General features: G+C 71.5%; 20 protein-coding genes. 19 read left to right on the forward strand and 1 reads right to left on the reverse strand.

Annotated elements, in window-relative coordinates; all coding sequences use genetic code 11:
• Positions 1–9: 9 nt before the first annotated feature.
• Positions 10–993 carry a MoxR family ATPase gene (locus VH112_08970; protein ID HEX4540365.1) on the reverse strand — a complete coding sequence of 328 codons (984 nt, stop codon included), beginning with the start codon at positions 991–993 and terminating at the stop codon, positions 10–12.
• Between the two features lie 92 nt (positions 994–1,085).
• Between VH112_08970 and VH112_08975 the strand changes: the two genes are divergently transcribed.
• From VH112_08975 to VH112_09065, 19 genes are all read left to right on the forward strand, one after another.
• Complete coding sequence (locus VH112_08975; GenBank protein ID HEX4540366.1) at positions 1,086–1,979, forward strand: ROK family protein; 894 nt, start codon at positions 1,086–1,088, stop codon at positions 1,977–1,979.
• Positions 1,976–2,224 (forward strand): hypothetical protein, encoded by a 249-nt coding sequence (locus VH112_08980; protein HEX4540367.1) that lies wholly within the window; start codon positions 1,976–1,978, stop codon positions 2,222–2,224. The genes VH112_08975 and VH112_08980 overlap by 4 nt, the downstream gene beginning before the upstream one ends.
• A 108-nt stretch (positions 2,225–2,332) precedes the next feature.
• Positions 2,333–2,845 (forward strand): HNH endonuclease, encoded by a 513-nt coding sequence (locus VH112_08985; protein ID HEX4540368.1) that lies wholly within the window; start codon positions 2,333–2,335, stop codon positions 2,843–2,845.
• 16 nt (positions 2,846–2,861) lie between these two features.
• On the forward strand, positions 2,862–3,551 hold the full coding sequence (locus VH112_08990) for a hypothetical protein (GenBank protein ID HEX4540369.1): 690 nt from the start codon (positions 2,862–2,864) through the stop codon (positions 3,549–3,551).
• A 396-nt stretch (positions 3,552–3,947) separates the two neighbouring features.
• The gene (locus tag VH112_08995) at positions 3,948–4,379 is read left to right on the forward strand and encodes a division/cell wall cluster transcriptional repressor MraZ (GenBank protein ID HEX4540370.1); all 432 of its coding nucleotides are present in this window, start codon (positions 3,948–3,950) and stop codon (positions 4,377–4,379) included.
• Between the two features lie 191 nt (positions 4,380–4,570).
• Positions 4,571–5,521: a 16S rRNA (cytosine(1402)-N(4))-methyltransferase RsmH gene (gene rsmH, locus VH112_09000; GenBank protein ID HEX4540371.1), complete on the forward strand. Its 951-nt coding sequence runs from the start codon at positions 4,571–4,573 to the stop codon at positions 5,519–5,521.
• On the forward strand, positions 5,518–6,132 hold the full coding sequence (locus VH112_09005; GenBank protein HEX4540372.1) for a hypothetical protein: 615 nt from the start codon (positions 5,518–5,520) through the stop codon (positions 6,130–6,132). The genes rsmH and VH112_09005 overlap by 4 nt, the downstream gene beginning before the upstream one ends.
• A 209-nt stretch (positions 6,133–6,341) precedes the next feature.
• Entirely contained in the window at positions 6,342–8,087 is a 1,746-nt protein-coding gene (locus VH112_09010) for a penicillin-binding protein 2 (protein ID HEX4540373.1), read from the forward strand.
• Between the two features lie 22 nt (positions 8,088–8,109).
• Complete coding sequence (locus tag VH112_09015) at positions 8,110–9,528, forward strand: UDP-N-acetylmuramoyl-L-alanyl-D-glutamate--2,6-diaminopimelate ligase (protein ID HEX4540374.1); 1,419 nt, start codon at positions 8,110–8,112, stop codon at positions 9,526–9,528.
• On the forward strand, positions 9,525–10,559 hold the full coding sequence (gene mraY, locus VH112_09020; protein HEX4540375.1) for a phospho-N-acetylmuramoyl-pentapeptide-transferase: 1,035 nt from the start codon (positions 9,525–9,527) through the stop codon (positions 10,557–10,559). The genes VH112_09015 and mraY overlap by 4 nt, the downstream gene beginning before the upstream one ends.
• Positions 10,559–11,908: a UDP-N-acetylmuramoyl-L-alanine--D-glutamate ligase gene (gene murD, locus VH112_09025; protein HEX4540376.1), complete on the forward strand. Its 1,350-nt coding sequence runs from the start codon at positions 10,559–10,561 to the stop codon at positions 11,906–11,908. Before mraY ends, murD begins: the two co-directional genes overlap by 1 nt.
• A 113-nt stretch (positions 11,909–12,021) precedes the next feature.
• A complete protein-coding gene (gene ftsW, locus VH112_09030) occupies positions 12,022–13,275 on the forward strand; it encodes a putative lipid II flippase FtsW (protein ID HEX4540377.1) in 1,254 nt (417 codons plus the stop codon).
• Complete coding sequence (murG, locus tag VH112_09035; protein HEX4540378.1) at positions 13,272–14,462, forward strand: undecaprenyldiphospho-muramoylpentapeptide beta-N-acetylglucosaminyltransferase; 1,191 nt, start codon at positions 13,272–13,274, stop codon at positions 14,460–14,462. Before ftsW ends, murG begins: the two co-directional genes overlap by 4 nt.
• Entirely contained in the window at positions 14,459–15,841 is a 1,383-nt protein-coding gene (gene murC / locus VH112_09040; GenBank protein ID HEX4540379.1) for a UDP-N-acetylmuramate--L-alanine ligase, read from the forward strand. The genes murG and murC overlap by 4 nt, the downstream gene beginning before the upstream one ends.
• The gene (murB, locus tag VH112_09045; protein HEX4540380.1) at positions 15,835–16,779 is read left to right on the forward strand and encodes a UDP-N-acetylmuramate dehydrogenase; all 945 of its coding nucleotides are present in this window, start codon (positions 15,835–15,837) and stop codon (positions 16,777–16,779) included. Before murC ends, murB begins: the two co-directional genes overlap by 7 nt.
• A gap of 211 nt (positions 16,780–16,990) precedes the next feature.
• Positions 16,991–17,764 carry an FtsQ-type POTRA domain-containing protein gene (locus tag VH112_09050; protein HEX4540381.1) on the forward strand — a complete coding sequence of 258 codons (774 nt, stop codon included), beginning with the start codon at positions 16,991–16,993 and terminating at the stop codon, positions 17,762–17,764.
• Positions 17,765–18,137: 373 nt separating this feature from the next.
• Positions 18,138–19,238 (forward strand): cell division protein FtsZ, encoded by a 1,101-nt coding sequence (gene ftsZ, locus VH112_09055; protein HEX4540382.1) that lies wholly within the window; start codon positions 18,138–18,140, stop codon positions 19,236–19,238.
• Between the two features lie 25 nt (positions 19,239–19,263).
• Complete coding sequence (locus VH112_09060) at positions 19,264–19,938, forward strand: polyphenol oxidase family protein (protein HEX4540383.1); 675 nt, start codon at positions 19,264–19,266, stop codon at positions 19,936–19,938.
• A partial coding sequence (locus VH112_09065) for a hypothetical protein (GenBank protein HEX4540384.1) occupies positions 19,926–20,318 on the forward strand: 393 nt, incomplete at its 3' end. The genes VH112_09060 and VH112_09065, both read left to right, overlap by 13 nt.

Consider the following 20,318-nt stretch of genomic DNA (forward strand, 5'->3'; position numbering starts at 1 on the left):
CCCTGTGCCCTATCCCTGGGCCGCCCGGCCGGTGGGCACGGGCACCGACGCCAGGATCTCCTCGAGGGCGTCCTCGGGACCGAGACCGCCGACCGAGGCGTCCGGAGCCAGGGCCAGACGGTGGCTCAGCACCGGCCTGGCCAGCGACTTCACGTCGTCGGGAGTGACGTAGTCCCTCCCTTGGGCGGCCGCCCACGCCCGCGCCGCCCGCTGCAGGGCCAGGGCGGCGCGCGGCGACATCCCGAGGGCGAGGCTCGGGTGGGCGCGGGTGGCGGCGGCGAGGTCGACGATGTAGCCCTTGAGGGCGGGAGCGACGAAGACGGCGTGGGCCTGGGCGACCATGTCGGCCACGTCGGTCTCGTCGGCCACCGGATGGAGGTGGCTGATGACGTTCCCGGAGCCGTGGGCGTCGAGCATGGTGATCTCGGCGTGCCGCCCCGGGTAGCCCATGTGGGCCCGCATCAGGAAGCGGTCGACCTGGCTCTCGGGCAGGGGATAGGTGCCCTCGTGCTCGATCGGGTTCTGGGTGGCGATCACCATGAACGGCGCGGGCAGCCGGTAGGTATTGGCATCGACGGTGACCTGGTGCTCCTCCATGGCCTCGAGCAGGGCCGACTGGGTTTTCGGGGAGGCCCGGTTGATCTCGTCACCCAGCACGATGTTGGCGAACACCCCGCCGGGGCGGAAGTCGAAGCTGCCGTTGGCCCGGTTGTAGACGTTGACCCCCGTGACGTCGGAGGGCAGGAGGTCGGGGGTGAACTGGATCCGCTGCCACTGGAGGTCGAGCGAGGTGGCGAGGGCCTTGGCCAGGCTGGTCTTGCCGACGCCGGGCACGTCCTCGATGAGGAGATGGCCCTCGGCGACGAGGCAGACAAGGGCCAGGCGGACGGCCTCGTCCTTGCCCTGGATGACCCGCTCGACGTTGTCGACGATGCCCTCGAAGCAACCGATGAAGTCGAAGGCTCGGCGCGTGGCGGTCCGTTCGGTCGCCACGCTCTAGGTCCTCCCGCGCCGCGTCATCGAGAAACGAGCCTACTAACGGGCGAGGCCCCCTCGTCAGCGGGGTCGACGGTTAGCGTGGGCCGGTGGAGCTCTGCCTGGCCGTCGACATCGGCGGCACCAAGCTGGCGGCCGGGCTGATCGGGACCGACGCACGGGTCCTGACCGAGGAGATCATCCCCACGCCGACGGTCCACGACCCCGAAGAGCTGTTCGCGGCCACGGCGGGCCTCGTCGGCCGGGTCGCGGCGACCGGCGGGCGCCGGCCGGTCGTCTGTGGTGTCGGGTGCGGGGGTCCGATGCGCCGCGGCGGCGAAGAGGTGTCGCCGCTCAACATCCCCGCCTGGCGCCGGTTCCCGTTGCGCCGCCGCCTGGCCGAGACCTGTGCTCTGCCCACCTTCGTCGACAATGACGCCAAAGCCCTGGCCCTCGGTGAAGGGTGGGCGGGGGCCGCTGCGGGGCGGTCCAACTTCCTCGCCATGGTGGTCTCGACCGGGGTCGGCGGTGGGATCGTGCTCGACGGACGCCTGCTCGACGGCGCCGACGGCAACGCCGGTCACATTGGTCATGTGATCGTGACGCCGGGAGGCCGGCCGTGCGTCTGCGGGGGACGCGGCTGTCTGGAGGCCGAGGCTTCGGGCACCGCCATCGAGGCCATGACCGGTCGATCCGCGCGCCTAGCCGGGTCCCACGTGGCGGTCCGTGCCGGCACCCTGGTGGGCCAGGCGGTGGCCTCGGTCGTCAATCTCCTCGACCTCGAGCTCGTCGTCGTGGCCGGTTCGGTCGCGCTGGGGTTCGGGGCTCCGTTCTTTGCCGCGGCCCAGGCCGAGCTCGACTCGTTGGCGCGGCTCGACTTCTCGGTCGGGACGCGGATCGTTCCCGCCGGCCTCGGAGCGGCCGGACCGCTCGTAGGCGCAGGCGCCGTCGGGTGGCGTGGCCTGGAACGCCTACCGGCCTTCGGCGGGGTCGTGGCGCCGTGATCCCCCGGCATGCGACGGCTGCTGTCCTGGTGAGGCCGGCGCTCTGGTGGACAGTGGTGATCCAGGTGGCCGTGCTCGCCCGCCCGGGCTGGTGGAAGCGGTGGCCTCCGATCCCGCTCCCGGACCCGGGCTACCTCCGGTTCCGGCTCGAGACGGCCTACGGCGACCCCGAGGCAAAGATCGAGGCCGACGATGTCGTCGAGTACCTGGCCTGGTGCCGCGAAGCGAGGGTCGCAGCGCGCTAGCCTCTCGCGGCGATGCCCTTGCCACCACCACCATGGGCCCCTGCCCGGCGCGCCGGCGACGGTCGCCAGGGTCGGGGCGCGGTGGCCTAGCCGGCGGGGATGGTGGCGGTGACGCGTGCTCTGGTGCTGAATGCCACCTTCGAGCCGCTGTCCATCGTCCCGTCGCGCCGTGCGCTGATGCTGCTCCTCGACGAGAAGGCCGAGCTGATCCACTCCACCGAGCGTCACTTTCGGGCGGCGCGCGTGGCGTTCCCCGAGCCCTCGGTCGTGCGGTTGGCCCGCTACGTGCGGGTGCCGTACCAGAGCCGGGTCGCCCTCAACCGCCGGGCTGTGTTCGCGCGCGACGGCCACCGATGCCAGTACTGCGGTGCGGCGGCGGAGAACATCGATCACGTCGTTCCCCGTAGCCGGGGTGGCACCCACACCTGGGACAATGTCGTCGCCGCCTGCCGGCGCTGCAACACCCGCAAGGAGGACCGCCTCGTCCACGAGGTCGGTCTGACCCTCCGTCGGGCGCCAGCGCAGCCACGCGAGCGGGTGTGGTTCCTCGTGGCGACAGGGGGGCTGCGTCCCGACTGGGAGCCGTACCTCGGGTCGGCCTCCCTGTCGGCGTCGGCGTAGCCTCGCCGACCGGTCCGTGCCCGCTGGCGCGGCCACGCCGCCGTGGAGCGTCGTCGAGCTCGCCGGCAGCGCCGGCGAGCTGCACCACCGGGACCGGGTGAACGCGCCGCGCACGGTGACGCTCTGTCGCGTGAGCCGCCCCGCCCTCGTGCTCGGCAGCACCCAACCCGACGGCGATGTCGACCACTCCCGCGCCGCCTCGTCCGGGCTGGAGGTCGTCCGGCGCCGGAGTGGGGGAGGAGCGGTGCTCGTCGAACCCGGCGCCCTCGCCTGGGTCGAGGTCTCCGTCTCCAGCGATGACCCACTCTGGGTGGGCGACGTTGGGCGGGCCTTCTGGTGGCTGGGACAGGCATGGGCCGACGCCCTCACCGCGCTCGGCGTGGACGGAGCGGACGTGCATCGCGGCCCGGCGGTCACGACCGCCTGGTCGGCGAAGGTGTGCTTCGCCGGGACCGGCGCAGGCGAGGTCACGGTGCAGGGTCGCAAGGTCGTCGGGATGGCCCAGCGCCGGACGCGGGCTGGCGCTGCCTTCCAATGCGCGGCCCTGCTCCGGTGGGACGCGGCCCGGCTCCTCGAGGTGCTCGACCTCTCTGAGACGGAGCGGGCCGAGGGCGCCGTGACACTCGGCACCGCCGCGGCCGGCCTCGGCCCGGCGCGGCGCGTCGTCGACATCGAGCGGAGCCTCATCGAGCACCTCCCGTCCTGATCGGCCGGGCGTGATCCCTCCACTTCGCGCCACCGCGCCATGGCGCGTCCGGGGTTTGGTCGCGTTCCACCTTTTGTCGAAATGGGCCGTAGCGCCGGTGCGTGCTGCGCCCTCTTTCGACCAAAGGTGGAACGCGCGGTGTAGATGCCGAGCCGCCCCGCTGGCGCCTCGTGTTGCTCGGCGGTGACCGCCGAGCCCCTGCATCCACCAATCCTCGGGCCTCGCGCGTCAGGGTGGATTCGCTTTGGCGCCGGCCAGGGAGGCCGGCCGGAGGGATCCAGAGCGAGTGGTGCCCCATGGTGTTGACGAAGGGAGGGAGGGGGCGTACGGTGGCGGGTAGTGGAGTGAAAGGGAGGGTCCTCAGGGTTTTGGGGAGTGTCGTGGGAGCGATCACCAATGGCCAGATTCTTCGGCAGGTTCGAGCACGGCCTCGACGCCAAGGGGCGGGTGATCCTTCCGGCCAAATTTCGGGTGCACTTCGAGCACGGTGGCTACCTGAGCCAATACCACGACGGATGCCTGGCCCTGTGGACCCCAGACGAGTTCGAGAAGCAGATGATCGGCATGCAACAGAGCGCCAGCGAGGGTCCCGGTCAGCGCAACCTGGCCCGCGTGTGGGCCTCCGGCTCGCACGAGGTGGAGATCGACCGGCAGGGTCGGATGGCCATACCGGCGCATCTCCGGGACTTCGCCGGTCTCGACGGCGACGTGCTGGTGCACGGCGCCATCGACCGGGTGGAGCTCTGGAACCCAGGTGCGTGGGACCAGCGAGTGAAGCCGATGGAACGGCGGCTCACGGAGGGAGACAGCGAGCCAGTCTCCGGCTGACACCGGCGGCACGGTACGGCTCGCAACGAGAGGAAACGGAGATCACACCACACGACACAGCACCCGACACCAGTTCCTGGCTCATGCGCAGCCCCTCGATTGGCGAGGTGGAAGACCCCTACTCCGCCCACTTCCATCCCGGTCGATTGGGGAGACAACCCGACGGCGTCTTGCCGGTCGAGGGGCTGCAGATGAGCCGGGCGTTCGAGCATCGACCGGCCATGACCGGCGAGGTGGTGTCACTGCTCGCCCCGGTGCCCTCCGGCGTCATCGTCGACGCCACGGTGGGTGGGGGTGGTCACGCCCAGGCGATCCTGGACGCCCACCCCCGACTCACCGTGCTGGGGATCGATCGAGATCCAGTGGCCGTTGCCGCGGCGTCGGACGCCCTCGCCCCGTACGGGGAACGCGCCCTCGTTCGTCAGGCTCGGTTCGATCGACTCAGTGAGGTCGTCGACGAGGTCGGGCTGGCGCCGATATCGGGCGTGCTCTTCGACCTGGGTGTGAGCTCGGCTCAGCTCGACGACGGGGCTCGAGGGTTCTCCTACCGTCACGACGCTCCACTCGACATGCGCATGGACCCCGGCGAGGTCCGCACCGCGGCCGACGTCGTGAACGGGCTTCCCGAGGCCGAGCTGGCCCGGCTGCTCGCGGCCAACGGCGAAGGACGGTTTGCTCGTCGCATCGCTGCCGCCATCGTGGCTGCTCGCCCCGTCGAGACGACGGGGCAGCTGGCCGACGTGGCGAGAGACGCGATTCCCGCTCCGGCCCGCCGCCGCGGCGGTCACCCCGCCAAGCGGGTCTTCCAGGCCGTTCGCATCGAGGTCAATGCCGAGCTCGACGCGCTGGACCGGGCCCTCGACGCGGCCATCGATCTGCTCGTTCCCGGCGGACGCTGTCTCGTGCTCTCCTACCACTCGGGAGAGGACCGCCTCGTCAAGGGCCGCTTCGCCGAGGCGGTCACCGGCGGTTGCACGTGCCCGCCGGGGCTTCCCTGCGTCTGCGGTGCTCGCCCTCGCGGTCGCCTGGTGGGGCGAGGGGCGCGACGGCCGGCTGTGGCGGAGGTGGAGGCCAACCCCCGGGCTGGCAGCGCCCGCCTCCGGGCCCTCGAGCGTCTCGACGACAGCGAGTCGGGCTCGTGACGGTCAGCCAGGGCGACAGTGTGATCACGTTCCCACGCCCGGCCCGGGAGGCCGGCCTGGGAGGAGCCCCGGCCCCGGACCCACGACCGGGGCGGGCACCTCTGCGGATCCTTCCGACCGAGCACCTCGGGCGGAAGGCCCGTCGTCGTCGAGCTCGGCTCACCCTGACGGTCGCGGCGTCCTTGGTGGCGGGCTCATTGCTCGGCGTGGTCGCCATCAACGTCATGATCGCCCAGGACCAGCTGCGGCTCGATCGGCTGGATGCGCAGCGGAACGCCGCTCTGGCCCAGCGCGGCCAGCTCCAGCTTCAGTTGGCTCAACTCCAGTCGCCGGCGCGGATCGTCGCCCAGGCTGAGCAGCGCCTCGGCATGGTGGTGCCCTCGAGGTTGACCTACCTCTCGGGCAGCGGGGCGCCCGTGCAGACCACTGGCAGCGGTGCGGTCCCGCCGCCGCTGCCGGCCCCCTCGCCTCCAGCCGCCAGCCCCACTTCCCCGGCCGCCGGCGCGCCGGCACCGGCGGGACCGTCCCCACCTCCCGGCCCAGCCCGCGCCGGGCCAGCTTCGCCCCCGTCCACCACTCCCTCCACGGTCTCGGGCTCCTCGCACCGGTGAGCCCGGGTCCCACGGTGCGAGAGGCTGGTCCACGGGAGCGACCGGCCGCCAGGAACGGCAGGACCGGCAGACCGACCCAGTCGAGGGGCCAACCCGGTAGGTCCGCCGGCGCGGACGGCGTCGGCCCTGCGATCCGGTCGATTCAGCGCACCCGCCCACCGAAGCGGACGGCGACGCATGGCCGGCGCCTGGCGGTGATGTTTCTGGTGATGGCCCTTCTGGTCGTGGCTGTCGTGGCCCGCCTGATGTACGTCCAGGGCATCTCGGCTGGGCGGTACGCGGCCGTCGGCCAGGCCCAGCTCCTCCACACCGTGACCGTCCCGGCCCTGCGGGGCCCGGTCGTCGACCGCAACGGCGAGCCGCTGGCCATGTCCGTCATCCAGACGACCATCGTCGCCGATCCCCATCAGGTCTCGGACCCGAGAGCCGAGGCCGCGGCCCTGGCGCCCATCCTCGGCGCGGACCCCGCCAACCTCCAGCAGCAGCTGAGCCAGAACGCGGGCTTCGTCTACCTGGCCCGAGCAGTACCTGACGACATCGCCTCCAAGGTCAAGGCGTTGCGCCTCCCCGGGCTCACCTTCCTCCCAGAGCCCAAGCGCTTTCTGCCCCAGGGCAACCTGGCCGGGTCGGTCATCGGCCAGGTCGGGACCGACGGGCACGGCCTGGGGGGCGTCGAGTACCAGAAGGACCGGCAGCTGGCGGGCCACGCCGGCAGCACCGTGGTCGAACGGGACCCCAACGGCAGGCAGCTCCCCGGGGGGCGCGTCGTGCAGTCGGCCCAGCCCGGCCAGGGGTTGGTGCTGACCATCGACCGCTCACTGCAGTTCGACGCCGAGCAGGCCCTCAGCAACGAGATCGTGACGTCCAACGCACGGGGCGGCATCGCCGTCGTCATGGACTCGCACAGCGGCGAGATCCTCGCCATGGCCAACATGGTGGCCGGCGCCAACGGCGCGCCTCCGGGGCAGGCGCCCAACAACAGCGCGCTGACGAACGTCTACGAGCCAGGCTCGGTCACCAAGGTCGTCACCATCGGTGGGGCCCTCCAGAACCACGTCGTGACTCCGGACCAGCGCTTCTCGGTGCCCGACACGGTGCGGGTGGCGGGCTCGACGTTCCACGACGCTGAGGGCCATTCGACGCAGTCGATGTCGGTCTCCGACATCCTGGCTCAGTCGTCGAACGTGGGCACCATCGGGATCGCCCAGCAGCTCGGCAAGGACCAGCTCGCCTCCTACCTCAGGGCCTTCGGCCTGGGCAAGCGGACCGGGCTCGGCTTTCCCGGCGAGTCGGCGGGCCTGCTGCTGGACCCGGCGCACGAGTCTGGTACCGATATCGCGACCGTGCCGATCGGCCAGGGCGAGGCGGTGACCGCGGTGCAGATGCTCGATGCCTACAACGCGGTGGCCAACGGAGGGAACTTCGTGCCGCCCCGCTTGGTACAGGCGACCATCGGCCCGGATGGGACCCAGCACGCCGCGTCGATGCAGCAGCCGCACCGCATCATCTCTTCGGGCACCGCCCAGCAGCTGACAACCATGCTGCAACAGGTCGTGCAGTCGGGGACAGGGACGACGGCTGCCCTTACGGGCTACTCGGTGGCCGGCAAGACGGGCACCGCCCAGAAGCCCCTCGAGAACGGGCGGGGCTATCAGCCAGGTGCCTACATGGCCACATTCGTCGGGTTCGTGCCGGCCCAGCGCCCCGCCCTCACGGCCATCGTGGTGCTGGACCAGCCGACGCCGATCTTCGGCGGGGTGGTCGCCGCCCCCGTCTTCGCCCAGATCGCCCAGTACGACCTGCGCCGGCTCGGGGTCCCGCCCGCGGCGCCCCAGGCACTCCCGGCGCCCGCGCAGCCGGCCCCCCCGGTGCCGTCAGCAGGGAACGCCAACAGGCCGCCGACGAGCCCGCCCACTACGCTCGCCGGGTCAAGTACGACCAGACACACGCAGTAGTCAGATAAGGATCGTCGGGCCCGTGCGACTCGATCGACTACTCGGGCAGGTCGACGTGGTGGAGACCCGAGGGGATCCAGCTCGCGTCGATGTGCGCGACATCGTCTTCAACACGGCCGAGGTGGTTCCCGGGGCGCTGTACTGTTGCCTCCCCGGCGACCGGTTCGACGGCCACGACTTCGCGCCGGAGGCCGTGGCTGCGGGCGCGCCGGCGCTGCTGTGCGAGCGCCTGCTCCCGCTCGATGTCGTGCAGGTCTGTGTGGGCGCTGGCCAGGCGCGGGCGGCAATGGCCCAGGTCGCGGCGGCCTTTCATGGCCATCCGGCTGACAGCCTTCGCGTCGTTGGTGTTACCGGCACGAACGGCAAGACCACGGTCACCCATCTACTCAAGGCGGTCTGCGAGGCGAATGGTTGGCCGACCGCGGTGGTGGGAACTCTCGACGGCGGGCTCACGACGCCCGACGCACCGTCGGTGCAACGTAGCCTCGCGTCCTACCGGGACGCGGGGCAGGTGGCCGTGGCCATGGAGGTCTCGTCGCATGCGTTGATCCAGCGCCGGGTCGATGCCATCCGTTTCGTCGTGGCCGTCTTCACCAACCTGAGTCAGGACCACCTCGACTACCACCGCACCATGGACGCGTACTTCTCGGCCAAGTCTCTGCTGTTCACACCGGCGCGTACGGACACGGGAGTCGTCAATGCCGACGACCCCTGGGGTCGTCGGCTGCTCGAGTCGGCGCCGATCGGCCTTCGGTCCTTCTCCCTGGCCGACGCCGATGAGCTCGAGGTGGGGGCGGTCGGAAGCACCTTCCGCTGGGAGGGGAGACCTGTAACCCTCAACCTCAGCGGAAGGTTCAACGTTGCCAATGCTCTCGCTGCTGCCACCGCGGCCCGCCAGATGGGGATCGATCCTGGCGTGGTGGCCGAGGGGTTGTCGGCGGTACGGGGTGTTCCCGGTCGTTTCGAGATGGTGGAGGCGGGGCAGTCCTTCAAGGCCGTGGTCGACTACGCCCACACCCCGAGCGCACTCGAGCAGGCGCTGACGGCCGCCCGCCACGCCGCCCAGCCTGAGGGGCGGGTGCTCGTGGTGTTCGGTTGCGGCGGGGATCGCGACCGCCACAAGCGGCCCGACATGGGGCGGATCGCAACGACGCTGGCGGACCTGGCCGTGCTCACCTCGGACAACCCTCGCAGCGAGGACCCGATGGCGATCATCGCCGAGGTGCGGGGCGGGGTCGACCGTCGTGATCGGCTGGTCGTCGAGCCCGACCGGGCGGCGGCAATCGCACTGGCCGTCTCCTCGGCCCGGCCCGGGGACGTCGTGGTGGTCGCCGGCAAGGGACACGAGACCGGGCAGCGGATCGGCGAGCGCACGATCGATTTCGACGATCGCGTGGTCACGAGATCCGCCATCGAGGACACGGCCGGGGCTCGGCGGTGATCTCGCTCCTCGTCGCCGGGGCCACCGCCCTGCTCGTCGCCGGCCTGGGGACGCCGCTCTTGATCCGGTGGCTGGCAAGCAGGGGCATCGGCCAGCAGATCCGCGACGACGGTCCCCTCGGCCACGTCACCAAGGCGGGCACTCCGACCATGGGGGGACTGGCCATCGTCGCGGCCGTCTTCGCCGGTTACGTCGTGGGCCACGCCCGCATCGGGACCGTGTTCTCGGTGTCGGGGTTGGTGGTGATGCTCGCCCTTGGGGGAGGCGCGGCGGTTGGGCTCGCCGACGACTGGATCAAGGTGAGCCGCCATCGCAGCCTCGGGCTCAACAAGCGGACCAAGCTCGCCGGCCAGCTGGCTGTGGCCGTGGCCTTCGCCGTCGTGGCCCTGCGCTGGAGCGGCGTCAGCACCAACCTCTCCTTCACCCGCTCGAGCTCGCCGGGGCTGGCCCTTGGAAGCGTGGGCTGGGCCGTGCTGGCTGTGTTGTTGCTGATCGGTTCGGCCAACGCGGTCAACCTCACCGACGGGCTGGACGGGCTGGCCGCCGGCTCGGCGGTCTTTGCCTTCGCGACGCTCGCCGTGATCGGCTACTGGCAGTTCCGCCACACGTTCATCTATCACGTGCCCCAGGGCCTCGACCTGGCCCTGGCGGCGATGGCGTTGACGGGAGCATGTGCCGGCTTCTTGTGGTGGAACGCCGCCCCGGCGCGCATCTTCATGGGCGACACGGGATCGCTTGCGATCGGCGCCGGCCTGGCGGGCCTGTGCCTCCAGATGAACCTGGTGCTGCTCCTCCCGGTCATCGCGGGCCTGTTCGTGATGGTGACGCTGTCGGTGATCATCCAGGTGGCGAGCTACCGGCTGTTCCATCGCCGCGTCTTCCGCATGGCGCCGCTGCACCACCACTTCGAGCTGTTGGGTTGGCCAGAGACGACAGTCATCGTGCGGTTCTGGATCCTCGCCGGGGTGTGCACCGCCTTGGCCCTCGGGCTCTTCTATGCCGACTTCCTGTCGCTCGGCTTGGTCAGCTGATGACGGGACCGGAGGGGTCAGCGGACCCTGAGCCCCGCGCCAGCGCGCTGGTGGTGGGATTCGCCGTCACCGGCGAGGCCGTGGCCCGGCGACTCACGAGAGACGGCAGGCGCGTCATCGCCGTCGACGATCACCCCGACGAGGCGGTGCGCAAGCGGGCGGCCAACCTCGAGATCGAGCTCGTCGAGGCGCCGTCGACCGAGACCCTCTCCGAGCTGGCTGCCAGTGCTGCGCTCGTGGTCGTCAGCCCCGGTGTCCCGGCTCATCACCCGGTGTTCGGTCTCGGCGGCCGGGCCCACGTGGTGAGCGAGGTGGAGATGGCGGCCCGTTGGGCGAAAGCTCCCATCGTGGCGGTGACGGGGACCAACGGCAAGACGACGGTGACCACGCTGGTGAGCCGCATGCTGGTCGAGTCGGGGGTGCGGGCGTTGGTCGCGGGGAACATCGGTGTCCCGCTCGCCGACGCCGTGGACGGTGACGCCGAGGTGCTCGTGGTCGAGGTGTCTTCGTTCCAGCTCGCCTTCACCGAGCGGTTCCGCCCGAGCGTGGCCGTGTGGCTGAACGTGGCCGAGAACCACCTCGACTGGCACCCGACGCTTGCTCACTACGTGGACTCGAAGGCTCGAGTCTGGGCCAACCAGCGGAGCGGCGACGTCGCCGTGGCCAACGCCGAGGACCCTGTGGTGATGGCTGCGGCCGCGTCCGCACCGGTTCCGGTCATCACGTTCGGCCGGGCCGAGGGGAGCTACCACCTCGAGGGCGGAGCCCTGGTCACGCCGACCGGCGAGAGAATCGTCGGGACCGAGGAGCTGCCCAGGTCGTTTCCGCACGATCTGGTCAATGCCCTCGCCGCCTCGGCGGGGGCGCTGGCGGCGGGCGCGAGCCTCGACGGCTGCCGTGCCGCGCTGCGGACGTTCGCGGGGCTCCCCCACCGGCTCGAGCTGGTGGGGGAGTCTGGTGGGGTGCGCTACCTCGACGACTCGAAGGCGACGACCCCCGCTGCCGTCCTCGCCGCCCTGTCCGGGCTCGACTCGGTGGTGCTGATCGCCGGTGGGCGGAACAAGGGTCTGCGACTGGACTCATTGCGGGATGGCGCCGACCGGGTGCGCGCCGTCGTCGCCATCGGCGAGGCGATCCCCCAGGTCGAGGCGGCCTTCGCGGGAGCGTCGCCGGTCGTGACAGCGACGTCGATGGACGAGGCGGTGGGTCTCGCCGGCGATCTCGCCCGCCCGGGAGACTCGGTGGTGCTCTCGCCCGGTTGTGCCTCCTTCGACTGGTACCGGTCCTACAGCGAGCGCGGTGCCGATTTCGCCCGAGCGGTGCGGGCCCGCACCGAAGGCGCCCGGTGAGCCGGCCCTCGAGGACCATCGCCCGCTTCTCGTCGCCCCGGGCTTCCTCGGCAGCGACGGCTCGTGGGGCCCGCGTCGCCGTGGTCGATGCAGACGAGGGTCGGGGGACCGGCGTGCCCCAGTCTGCTCAGGGCGGGCTGAGACGGTCGGGTACGTTCGTCGGCCTTGTGGCCGTCGTCAGCGTGCTCACCGTGATGGGCCTCGTGATGGTGCTGTCGTCATCGTCGGTACAGGCGATACGCCAGTACGGGTCGCCCTGGGTGTACTTCGAGCGCCAGGTCCTGTGGGTCGCCGTGGGCAGCGCGGTGCTGGTCGTGTGCGCCAAGGTCGACTACCGGTTCTGGAAACGGTTCAGCGGCCCCCTGGTGGGCCTCGCCCTGGTGCTCCTCGTCCTGGTGCTCATCCCAGGAGTGGGCGTGCTCGTCGACGGATCGAGTCGCTGGGTCGGGACAGGGTCGTTCCGGATCCAGCCGTCGGAGCTCATGAAGCTGGCCCTGGTGTTGTTCGGAGCCGACCTGCTCGCACGTCGGGCAGGACGGACCAGGCAGTGGGCGATGGCAGTGCGGCCCCTGATCATCGTGTTCTTCCTCGCCGGCCTGCTGGTGATGAAGCAACCCGACATGGGGACCACGTTGGTGCTGGCCAGCATTGCCTTCGGGCTGCTGTTCGCGGCCGGCACGCGCATGCGAACGCTCGCAGCCCTGTTCACGGTCAGCGCCGCGGGCGCGTTCCTCCTCAGCATCGCCGAGCCCTACCGGCGCGCCCGGCTGCTGTCCTTTCTCGACCCGTGGGCCCACCGGTCCGACCAGGGCTACCAGGTCGTCCAGTCGCTCGTCGGCTTGGGCTCCGGCCACCTCTGGGGGGTGGGCCTCGGTGCCAGCCGGGCGAAGTGGGGCTTTCTTCCCAACGCCCACACCGACTTCATCTTCGCCATCATCGGCGAGGAGCTAGGCCTGATCGGAAGCCTCCTCGTCGTCGGCCTCTTCGGGGCGCTGGCCTTTCTCGGGGTCCGCACCGCGGCCCGGGCACCAGACCGGTTCGGCCGCTTCCTCGCCATTGGCATCACGTGTTGGATCGTGAGCCAGGCGTTCATCAATATCGGTGCCGTGATCGGTTTACTGCCGGTGACCGGCCTACCGTTGCCGTTCGTCTCCTTCGGCGGATCGTCGCTGGTGATCGTCATGGCCGCGACAGGCCTCCTGTTGAGCGTGGCGGCGCGAGAGCGGCCCGTGCCGAGCGCCGCCGGTCTGATCGAGACCACGGTGGGGTCGGGGGGCGACGGACCGGACCGTCTCGCCGGCCCCGGCGTGCTGCGCGCCCGGCGGGCGCGCGCCCGGCGGGCCACGCCCACGCGCGTCGCGCCGTGACCCTTGATCCCGTGGGCACCGACTCGTCCCCGCGTCCCGTGTCGGAGGTCGCCACGTCGACGTTCGCCATGGTGGCCGGCGGCGGGACTGCGGGGCACGTCCTGCCTGCACTCGCCGTCGGCCGGGCCCTGGTGGACCGCGGGCATCCCGCGGGAACCATCCACTATGTCGGCTCCCGGCGAGGCATCGAGGCTCGTCTCGTCCCCGCTGCGGGGTTCGAGGTCACCCTGTTGCCCGGCCGCGGCATCCAGCGACGTCTCAGCCGCGCCAACCTGGAGGCCGTTCCCGGCCTCGCTGCAGCCGTTGCCCGATCGGTCCGCCTGGTGGCCAGACGCCGGCCTGCCATCGTCCTCTCGGTCGGTGGCTACGCCGGTTTGCCCGCGGCGCTGGCTGCGGTGGCGCTGCGCATACCGCTGATCGTGGCCGAGTCGAACGCCGTGCCGGGCGCCGCCAATCGCCTGGCGGGCAGGTTCGCGGTCGCCTCGGCCGTCGCCTTCGAGGGCACGGCCCTGCCGCGAGCGGTGGTGACGGGCAACCCGGTGCGGCCCGAGGTGCTCGCTGTCGACCGCTCGCCGACGGGTCGCCAGGCTGCCCGGGACGAGCTGGGCCTACCGACCGACCGGCAGGTCGTCGCCGTCTTCGGCGGATCGCTCGGTGCGCTGCGGATCAACGAGGCCACCCTGCAGCTGGTCGGGGCGTGGGCCGCCCGTCAGGACGTGACCGTCTACCACATCGTCGGGCGTCGGGACTGGCCTGAGCTGTCGGCGAGAGCGGCGGCGCTCGGGCTCGACCCGGCGCTCTATCGCCCGGTGGAGTACGAGGACCGCATGCCGACGCTCTACGCCGCCGCCGACCTCGCGGTGTGTCGGGCGGGGGCCACATCGGTCGCCGAGCTGACGGTGGTGGGCCTGCCGGCGATCCTGGTGCCGCTGCCGGGCGCGCCGGGTGATCACCAGACGGCCAATGCCCGTCGGGTCGCTGAGGCGGGAGCCGCCGTGAGCGTGGCCGACGGCGACTGCAACGCGGTGCGGCTGGCGGCAGAGATCGACGGCCTTCTGAGCGACCGGGACCGCCTGGTGGAGGTGAGCCGGCGGGCCCGCCAGGTCGGACGCCCCCGTGCGGCCGAGGAGGTCGCCACCCTCGTCGAGATGCACGCCCGCCCGGCCCCGGGAAGCGGCCGTCGGTGACCGACGGCACGGCCTTCGACCTGCGCGCGCGGCGACGCATCCATCTGGTCGGCATCGGTGGCGCCGGCATGAGCGCGATCGCCACGGTACTTGCGGCGATGGGTCATACGGTCACCGGCAGCGACCTCAGGACGTCGCTCGCCCTCGAGCGTCTTGCCGCCGCCGGGGCACAGGTGTCGGTCGGTCATCGGGCCGAGAACCTGGGAAGCCCCGACGTGGTCGCGGTCTCGAGCGCGGTGCCCAGCTCGAACCCCGAGGTGGCCGCGGCCCGCGAGCGCGGCATACCGGTGCTGAGCAGGGCTCAGATCCTGGCCGCGGTCGTCGACACCAGGCGAACGGTCGCGGTGGCGGGGACACACGGAAAGACGACCTGCTGCTCGATGCTCGCTCTGGTGCTGGTCGAGGCGGGCCTGCGCCCATCGTTCATCGTCGGCGGCGAGCTCAACGAGATCGGCACGGGAGCTGTCTGGGACGAGGGCGAGTGGCTGGCCGTGGAAGCCGACGAGAGCGACGGCACCTTCCTGCAGATCACACCCGACGTTGCGCTCGTCACCAACGTCGAGCCTGATCACATCGAGCACTACGGGTCGTTCGAGGCCCTGGTGAGGGCGTTCGAGACATTTCTGACCGAGGCGCCCGGCGCCAGGGTCGTGTGCGCCGACGACCCGGTCGCGGCCCGCCTCGGCGCCCAGGTGGGAGCGATCAGCTATGGCACGGCGCCGACGGCAACGTATCGAATGGTCGACATGGAGGGTCGCCGGAGCAGCATCAGCTTCTCCCTGGAGCACGAGGGGCGGCGCCTGGGCCGGCTCGAGCTGCCGGTGCCCGGGCTGCACAACGCCACCAACGCCGCCGGGGCGGTCGTGACCGCCCTCGCCATGGGCGCAGACATGGACGCTGCGCAGCGAGCGCTGGCTCGCTTCACCGGCGTCGCCCGCCGCTTTCAGTTCCGCGGCGACCAGGGAGGGGTGACGTTCGTCGACGACTATGCCCACCTGCCCGGTGAGGTGGTGGCGACGCTGGCGGCGGCCCGGAGCGGGGGGTGGCGGCGGATCGTGTGCGTATTCCAGCCCCACCGGTACTCGCGCACGGCGAGCCTGTGGCGCGACTTCGCAGACGCGTTCGACGGGGCCGACATCCTGATCGTCACTGACGTGTACCCGGCAGGGGAGCGGCCTCGTCCTGGCGTGTCGGGTCTGCTCGTGGTGCAGGCAGTGCGGGACGCCCACCCCGCTCAGCAGGTCGTCTACGTGCCCACTCGGGCCGCCGTGCTGGCCGAGCTGCGCCGGATCCTCGAACCGGGGGACCTGTGCCTCACGCTGGGTGCGGGTGACCTCACATCTCTTCCCGACGAGCTGCTCGTCGACGCCGCGTGGTAGACAGCGGCGCCCGCTGGCGCGCTGCCGTCGAGCGGGCTGCCGCTGTTCTCGGCGCCCGGGGAGAGCGCGATCGACCGATCGGGCCAATGACCACGTACCGGGTCGGAGGACGAGCGGCGCTGGCGCTCGAGATCGAGGACGCCGACGATCTGCGGCTGGCCCGCGAGGCGGTGAGCTCAACCGGGGTGCCGGTGCTGGTCGTGGGCAAGGGCTCCAACCTCCTGGTCGCCGACGCCGGGTTCCCCGGGCTGGTGGTGACCCTGGGCGAGTCCTTCTCGACGATCGAGATGGAGGGGAACCGGGTCCGAGCCGGTGCCGGCGTCGGACTGCCCGTGCTGGCCCGCCGATCGGCTCGGGCCGGCCTGACCGGCCTCGAATGGGCCGTGGGCGTGCCCGGATCGGTCGGAGGAGCGGTGCGCATGAACGCGGGCGGACATGGCTCGGAGACGAGCGAGCGCCTCGAGCGCATCTGCTTCGCCGATCTCCACGGCGGGGAGGACGGGGTCGCGGACGTCGATCGGCTCGACTATTCCTACCGCCACTCGAGCGTGGCTCCGCACCACGTGGTCCTGTGGGCCGAGTTCGCCGTAGCGACCGGTGACGCGTCGTCATCGGAGGCGGAGATCGCCGAGATCGTCCGGTGGCGGCGACAGCACCAGCCGGGCGGTCAGAACGCGGGCTCGGTCTTCACCAACCCGCCTGGCGACTCCGCCGGTCGTCTCATCGACGCCGCCGGGCTGAAGGGTCACCGCATCGGCTCGGCATGCGTGTCGACCAAGCACGCCAACTTCTTCCAAGCCGATCCCGGCGGCTCCGCCGATGACGTAAGGGCCCTGGTCGACGAGGTTCGTCGTGTCGTCGCCGAACGCCTCGGCGTGCGGCTGGAGACCGAGCTCAGGTTGATCGGCTTCCGACCCTCAACCTCAACGTCAACCTGAGCTTGAGCCAGAGCCAGAGCTCCCAGCCCGAACCGTCCGCCGTCGACCTCCACCTGACGGTGACGTCGAAGGTCGGGCCCTCGGCAGGCTCGACCCTGAGCGGATGGGAACCACGCGGATGGGATCCCGGCCAGCGGTCGGGCGGCGTGAGAGGGTGGCGGGCGTGACCGGGCTGCGCTCCAGGCCTGTCAGCTCCCTGCCGAGGCCCCGCATGGATCCCCGCATCCGCCAGCGCCGGTCCGCCGTAAGGCGGCTGGAGGGCCAGCGCCGGCTGCGGATCGTGCTCGCCGTGCTCGTCTGCACGGCGGTGACGGGCGCGGCCCTCGGCGTCCTGCACTCGCCCCTGTTGAGCGTGGGTCACGTGAGCGTGTCCGGCGATCGTCACACCAGCCGTCAAGCGGTGCTGCGCGCCACCGGGCTCGATCGCCATCGGCTGATGGTCGACGTCGACACGGGCCGGCTGGCCCGGCGCCTGGACGCGCTGCCCTGGGTGGCGCGGGCGACTGTGGCCCGCAACTGGCCTTCCACGGTCGGCATCTCGTTGCACGAGCGCGTCCCGGCTGCCCTGGTGACCGCGGCGAACGGCGACTGGGCGGTCACCGACGGCGCCGGCCGGGTCCTCGCCCGCGCGACCGGGGCGGCGCCGTCTCCCCCTCCGGCGCTCGGCACCGCGCTGCCAACGCTGCACGGGGTCGCGCAGCTTCCGGCGCTGGGAGCCACGCTGCCCGCGCCGGCGGACCCAGCGCTCAGGGTGTTGACCGCCCTCCAGCGTCCGCTGGTGGGCCAGGTCAGCTCTGTCGACGTCCTTCCTGACGGAGAGGTCGCCCTCACCTTGATGCCCGGCGTCGTCGTGCAGCTGGGCGATGCCGAGCAGCTTCAGCAGAAGCTGATGGCGACCCTGGCCCTGTTGTCCCAGGTGAGGCCGGCGAGCCTGCGAACGATCGACGTGCGCGTGCCCGAGGCACCGGCCCTCACGCATGGATGACCGGCGTCGACGGATGGGAGCCGCGCCGACGGTGTCGCCCTGTGCCTCATCCTCACCCTGACGGATGCGCGCGCCGCGCCTGACGATTACCCAAAAGATGTCTTGACCGCGCACTGATGCCGGCCGTATCGTCTCTGCCGGCTTGGGATTTCACACGGGAGTCTCGAGCTGCCGTCGAGGTAGAGGATGAGGTCGAGGCGGGCGGCAATCGCACGGTCGGGAACATGCGCTCGAGCCCTGGTGGGCGGGCGTGCTGTGCACGAGTGAGGCGTCAGTCGACCCCAGCCCCATCCCCGTCGGGGGAGGCTGGATAGTGAACAGCGACGACACGGCGCATTCCGCGCAGTGCACACTCACGGGAGGCGAACAGCCTATGGCGGGGCCAGCGCAGAACTACATTGCCGTGATCAAGGTTGTCGGCATCGGCGGCGGCGGCGTGAACGCGGTGAACCGCATGATCGACGCCGGTCTGAAGGGTGTCGAGTTCATCGCCGTCAACACCGACGCCCAGGCGCTCCTCATGAGCGACGCCGACGTCAAGCTGGACATCGGACGGCAGCTGACGAGGGGCCTGGGCGCAGGCAGCGATCCCGAGATCGGCCACGAGGCCGCCGAGGAGCACGCCGAGGAGATCGAGGAGGTGCTCAAGGGCGCCGACATGGTGTTCATCACGGCCGGCAAGGGCGGGGGCACCGGGACCGGCGGTGCCCCGGTCGTGGCCGAGATCGCCAAGGGTGTCGGCGCGTTGACGATAGGGGTTGTCACGCGACCCTTCTCGTTCGAGGGGCGGCGGCGGGCGGTCCAGGCCGAGCAGGGCATCCAGCGGTTGAAGGAGAAGGTCGACACGCTGATCATCATCCCCAACGACCGCCTGCTCACGGTCTCGAATGACAAGACGTCGATGGTCAACGCCTTCAAGATGGCGGACGAGGTGCTCCTTCAAGGGGTGCAAGGGATCACCGACCTGATCACCACGCCAGGCCTGATCAACACCGACTTCGCCGATGTGAAGATGATCATGCGCAACGCCGGCACCGCGATCATGGGCATCGGCAACGCCACCGGAGACGGGCGCGCCGTGAACGCGGCGCGCGGCGCCATCACCAGCCCCCTGCTGGAGGCGTCGATCGAAGGCGCCCGTGGCATCCTGCTCCAGATCGCCGGCGGCCCCGATCTCGGTCTGTTCGAGGTCAACGAGGCGGCCGAGATCATCCACGGTGTGGCCCACCCCGACGCCAACATCATCTTCGGCAGCGTCGTCGACGACGCCATGGGCGAAGAAGTGCGGGTGACCGTGATCGCCGCCGGCTTCGAGCGATGGGACGAGGGCGCTCCTATCCGCGAGGAGCCTGCCCGCGGGCTCGGGCTCGACCGCAGCGGGGAGGACGGGCTGGCCGTGGGCGAGCTCGGCGAATCCGACGAGGGGCTGAGACTGGAGGACGACGACTTCGACGTGCCGTCCTTCCTCAAGTGAGCAAGACACGGCCCTGAGCGACGCGGTGAGGTTCACCGCCGCCCCGGTCATAGCTCGATGGACGGGGCGGCCCGACGGCGATCTCGGACCGGTCCCCGCTGGCGACAGGGCGGGTGGGACCGCGCTCGAGCGGCGCCGCCGGGCACTGGTCGACCGGCCGTGGAGCTGGGTCACCCAGGTGCACGGCGCCGATGTCGTGGTGGTGCGCGATCCCGATCACCGGGGAGGCGCCCAGGGCGATGCCCTCGTGAGCGATCACCCCGGGGCCTGCCTGGCCGTGTTCACCGCCGACTGCGCCCCGATCGCCCTGGCCAGCCCGGAAGGCGTGGTCGGCGCTGTTCACGGCGGCTGGCGGGGCCTGACGGCCGGGGTCGTCGGCAGCGCCGCTGGGGCCATGCGCGCCCTCGGCGCCACCCGGATCGAGGCCGCCCTCGGGCCGTGCATCCACGCGGAGTGCTACGAGTTCTCGCCCGGCGACCTGGACCTGGTGGCTGCCCAGCTCGGCCCCGCGGTGCAGGCCCGCACGGCCACGGGTCGGCCCGCGCTCGACCTTCCCGAAGCTGTCCGGGCATCCCTGCGGGCGGCCGGCGTCGAGCTGGTAACCGACGAGGACGTCTGCACGGCCTGCTCTCCGGCGCACTTCTCCTACCGGGCCCGAGGGGAGCGCCAGCGCATGGCGCTCGTGGTATGGCCGGCTTAGCCGAGGGCAGTCCCGACCGCACGGCCGGTGTCGCCGCGCAGGTGAAGGATCGCCTGGACGCGCTCCGCCGCCGCATCTCCGAGGCGGGCGGGGATCCGACCGGGGTGACGATCGTCGGGGTGACGAAGACGTTCGGCCCGGAGGTGGTGCGAGCGGCGGTGGCAGCCGGCCTGCGCGACCTCGGTGAGAGCTACGCGGGGGAGCTTCTGGGCAAGGCGGCCGCCGCCGCGGCGGAGGGTCTCGCCCCCCGCTGGCACTTCATCGGGGCCATCCAGCGCAACAAGGTTCGGTCGCTAGCGCCGCTTGTGCACCTCTGGCACGGGGTCGCGCGCGCCAGCGAGGGCGCAGAGATCGCACGCTGGTCTCCTGGCGCGGCGGTG

The organism is Acidimicrobiales bacterium, from assembly GCA_036270875.1.
Lineage (GTDB): Bacteria > Actinomycetota > Acidimicrobiia > Acidimicrobiales > AC-9 > AC-9.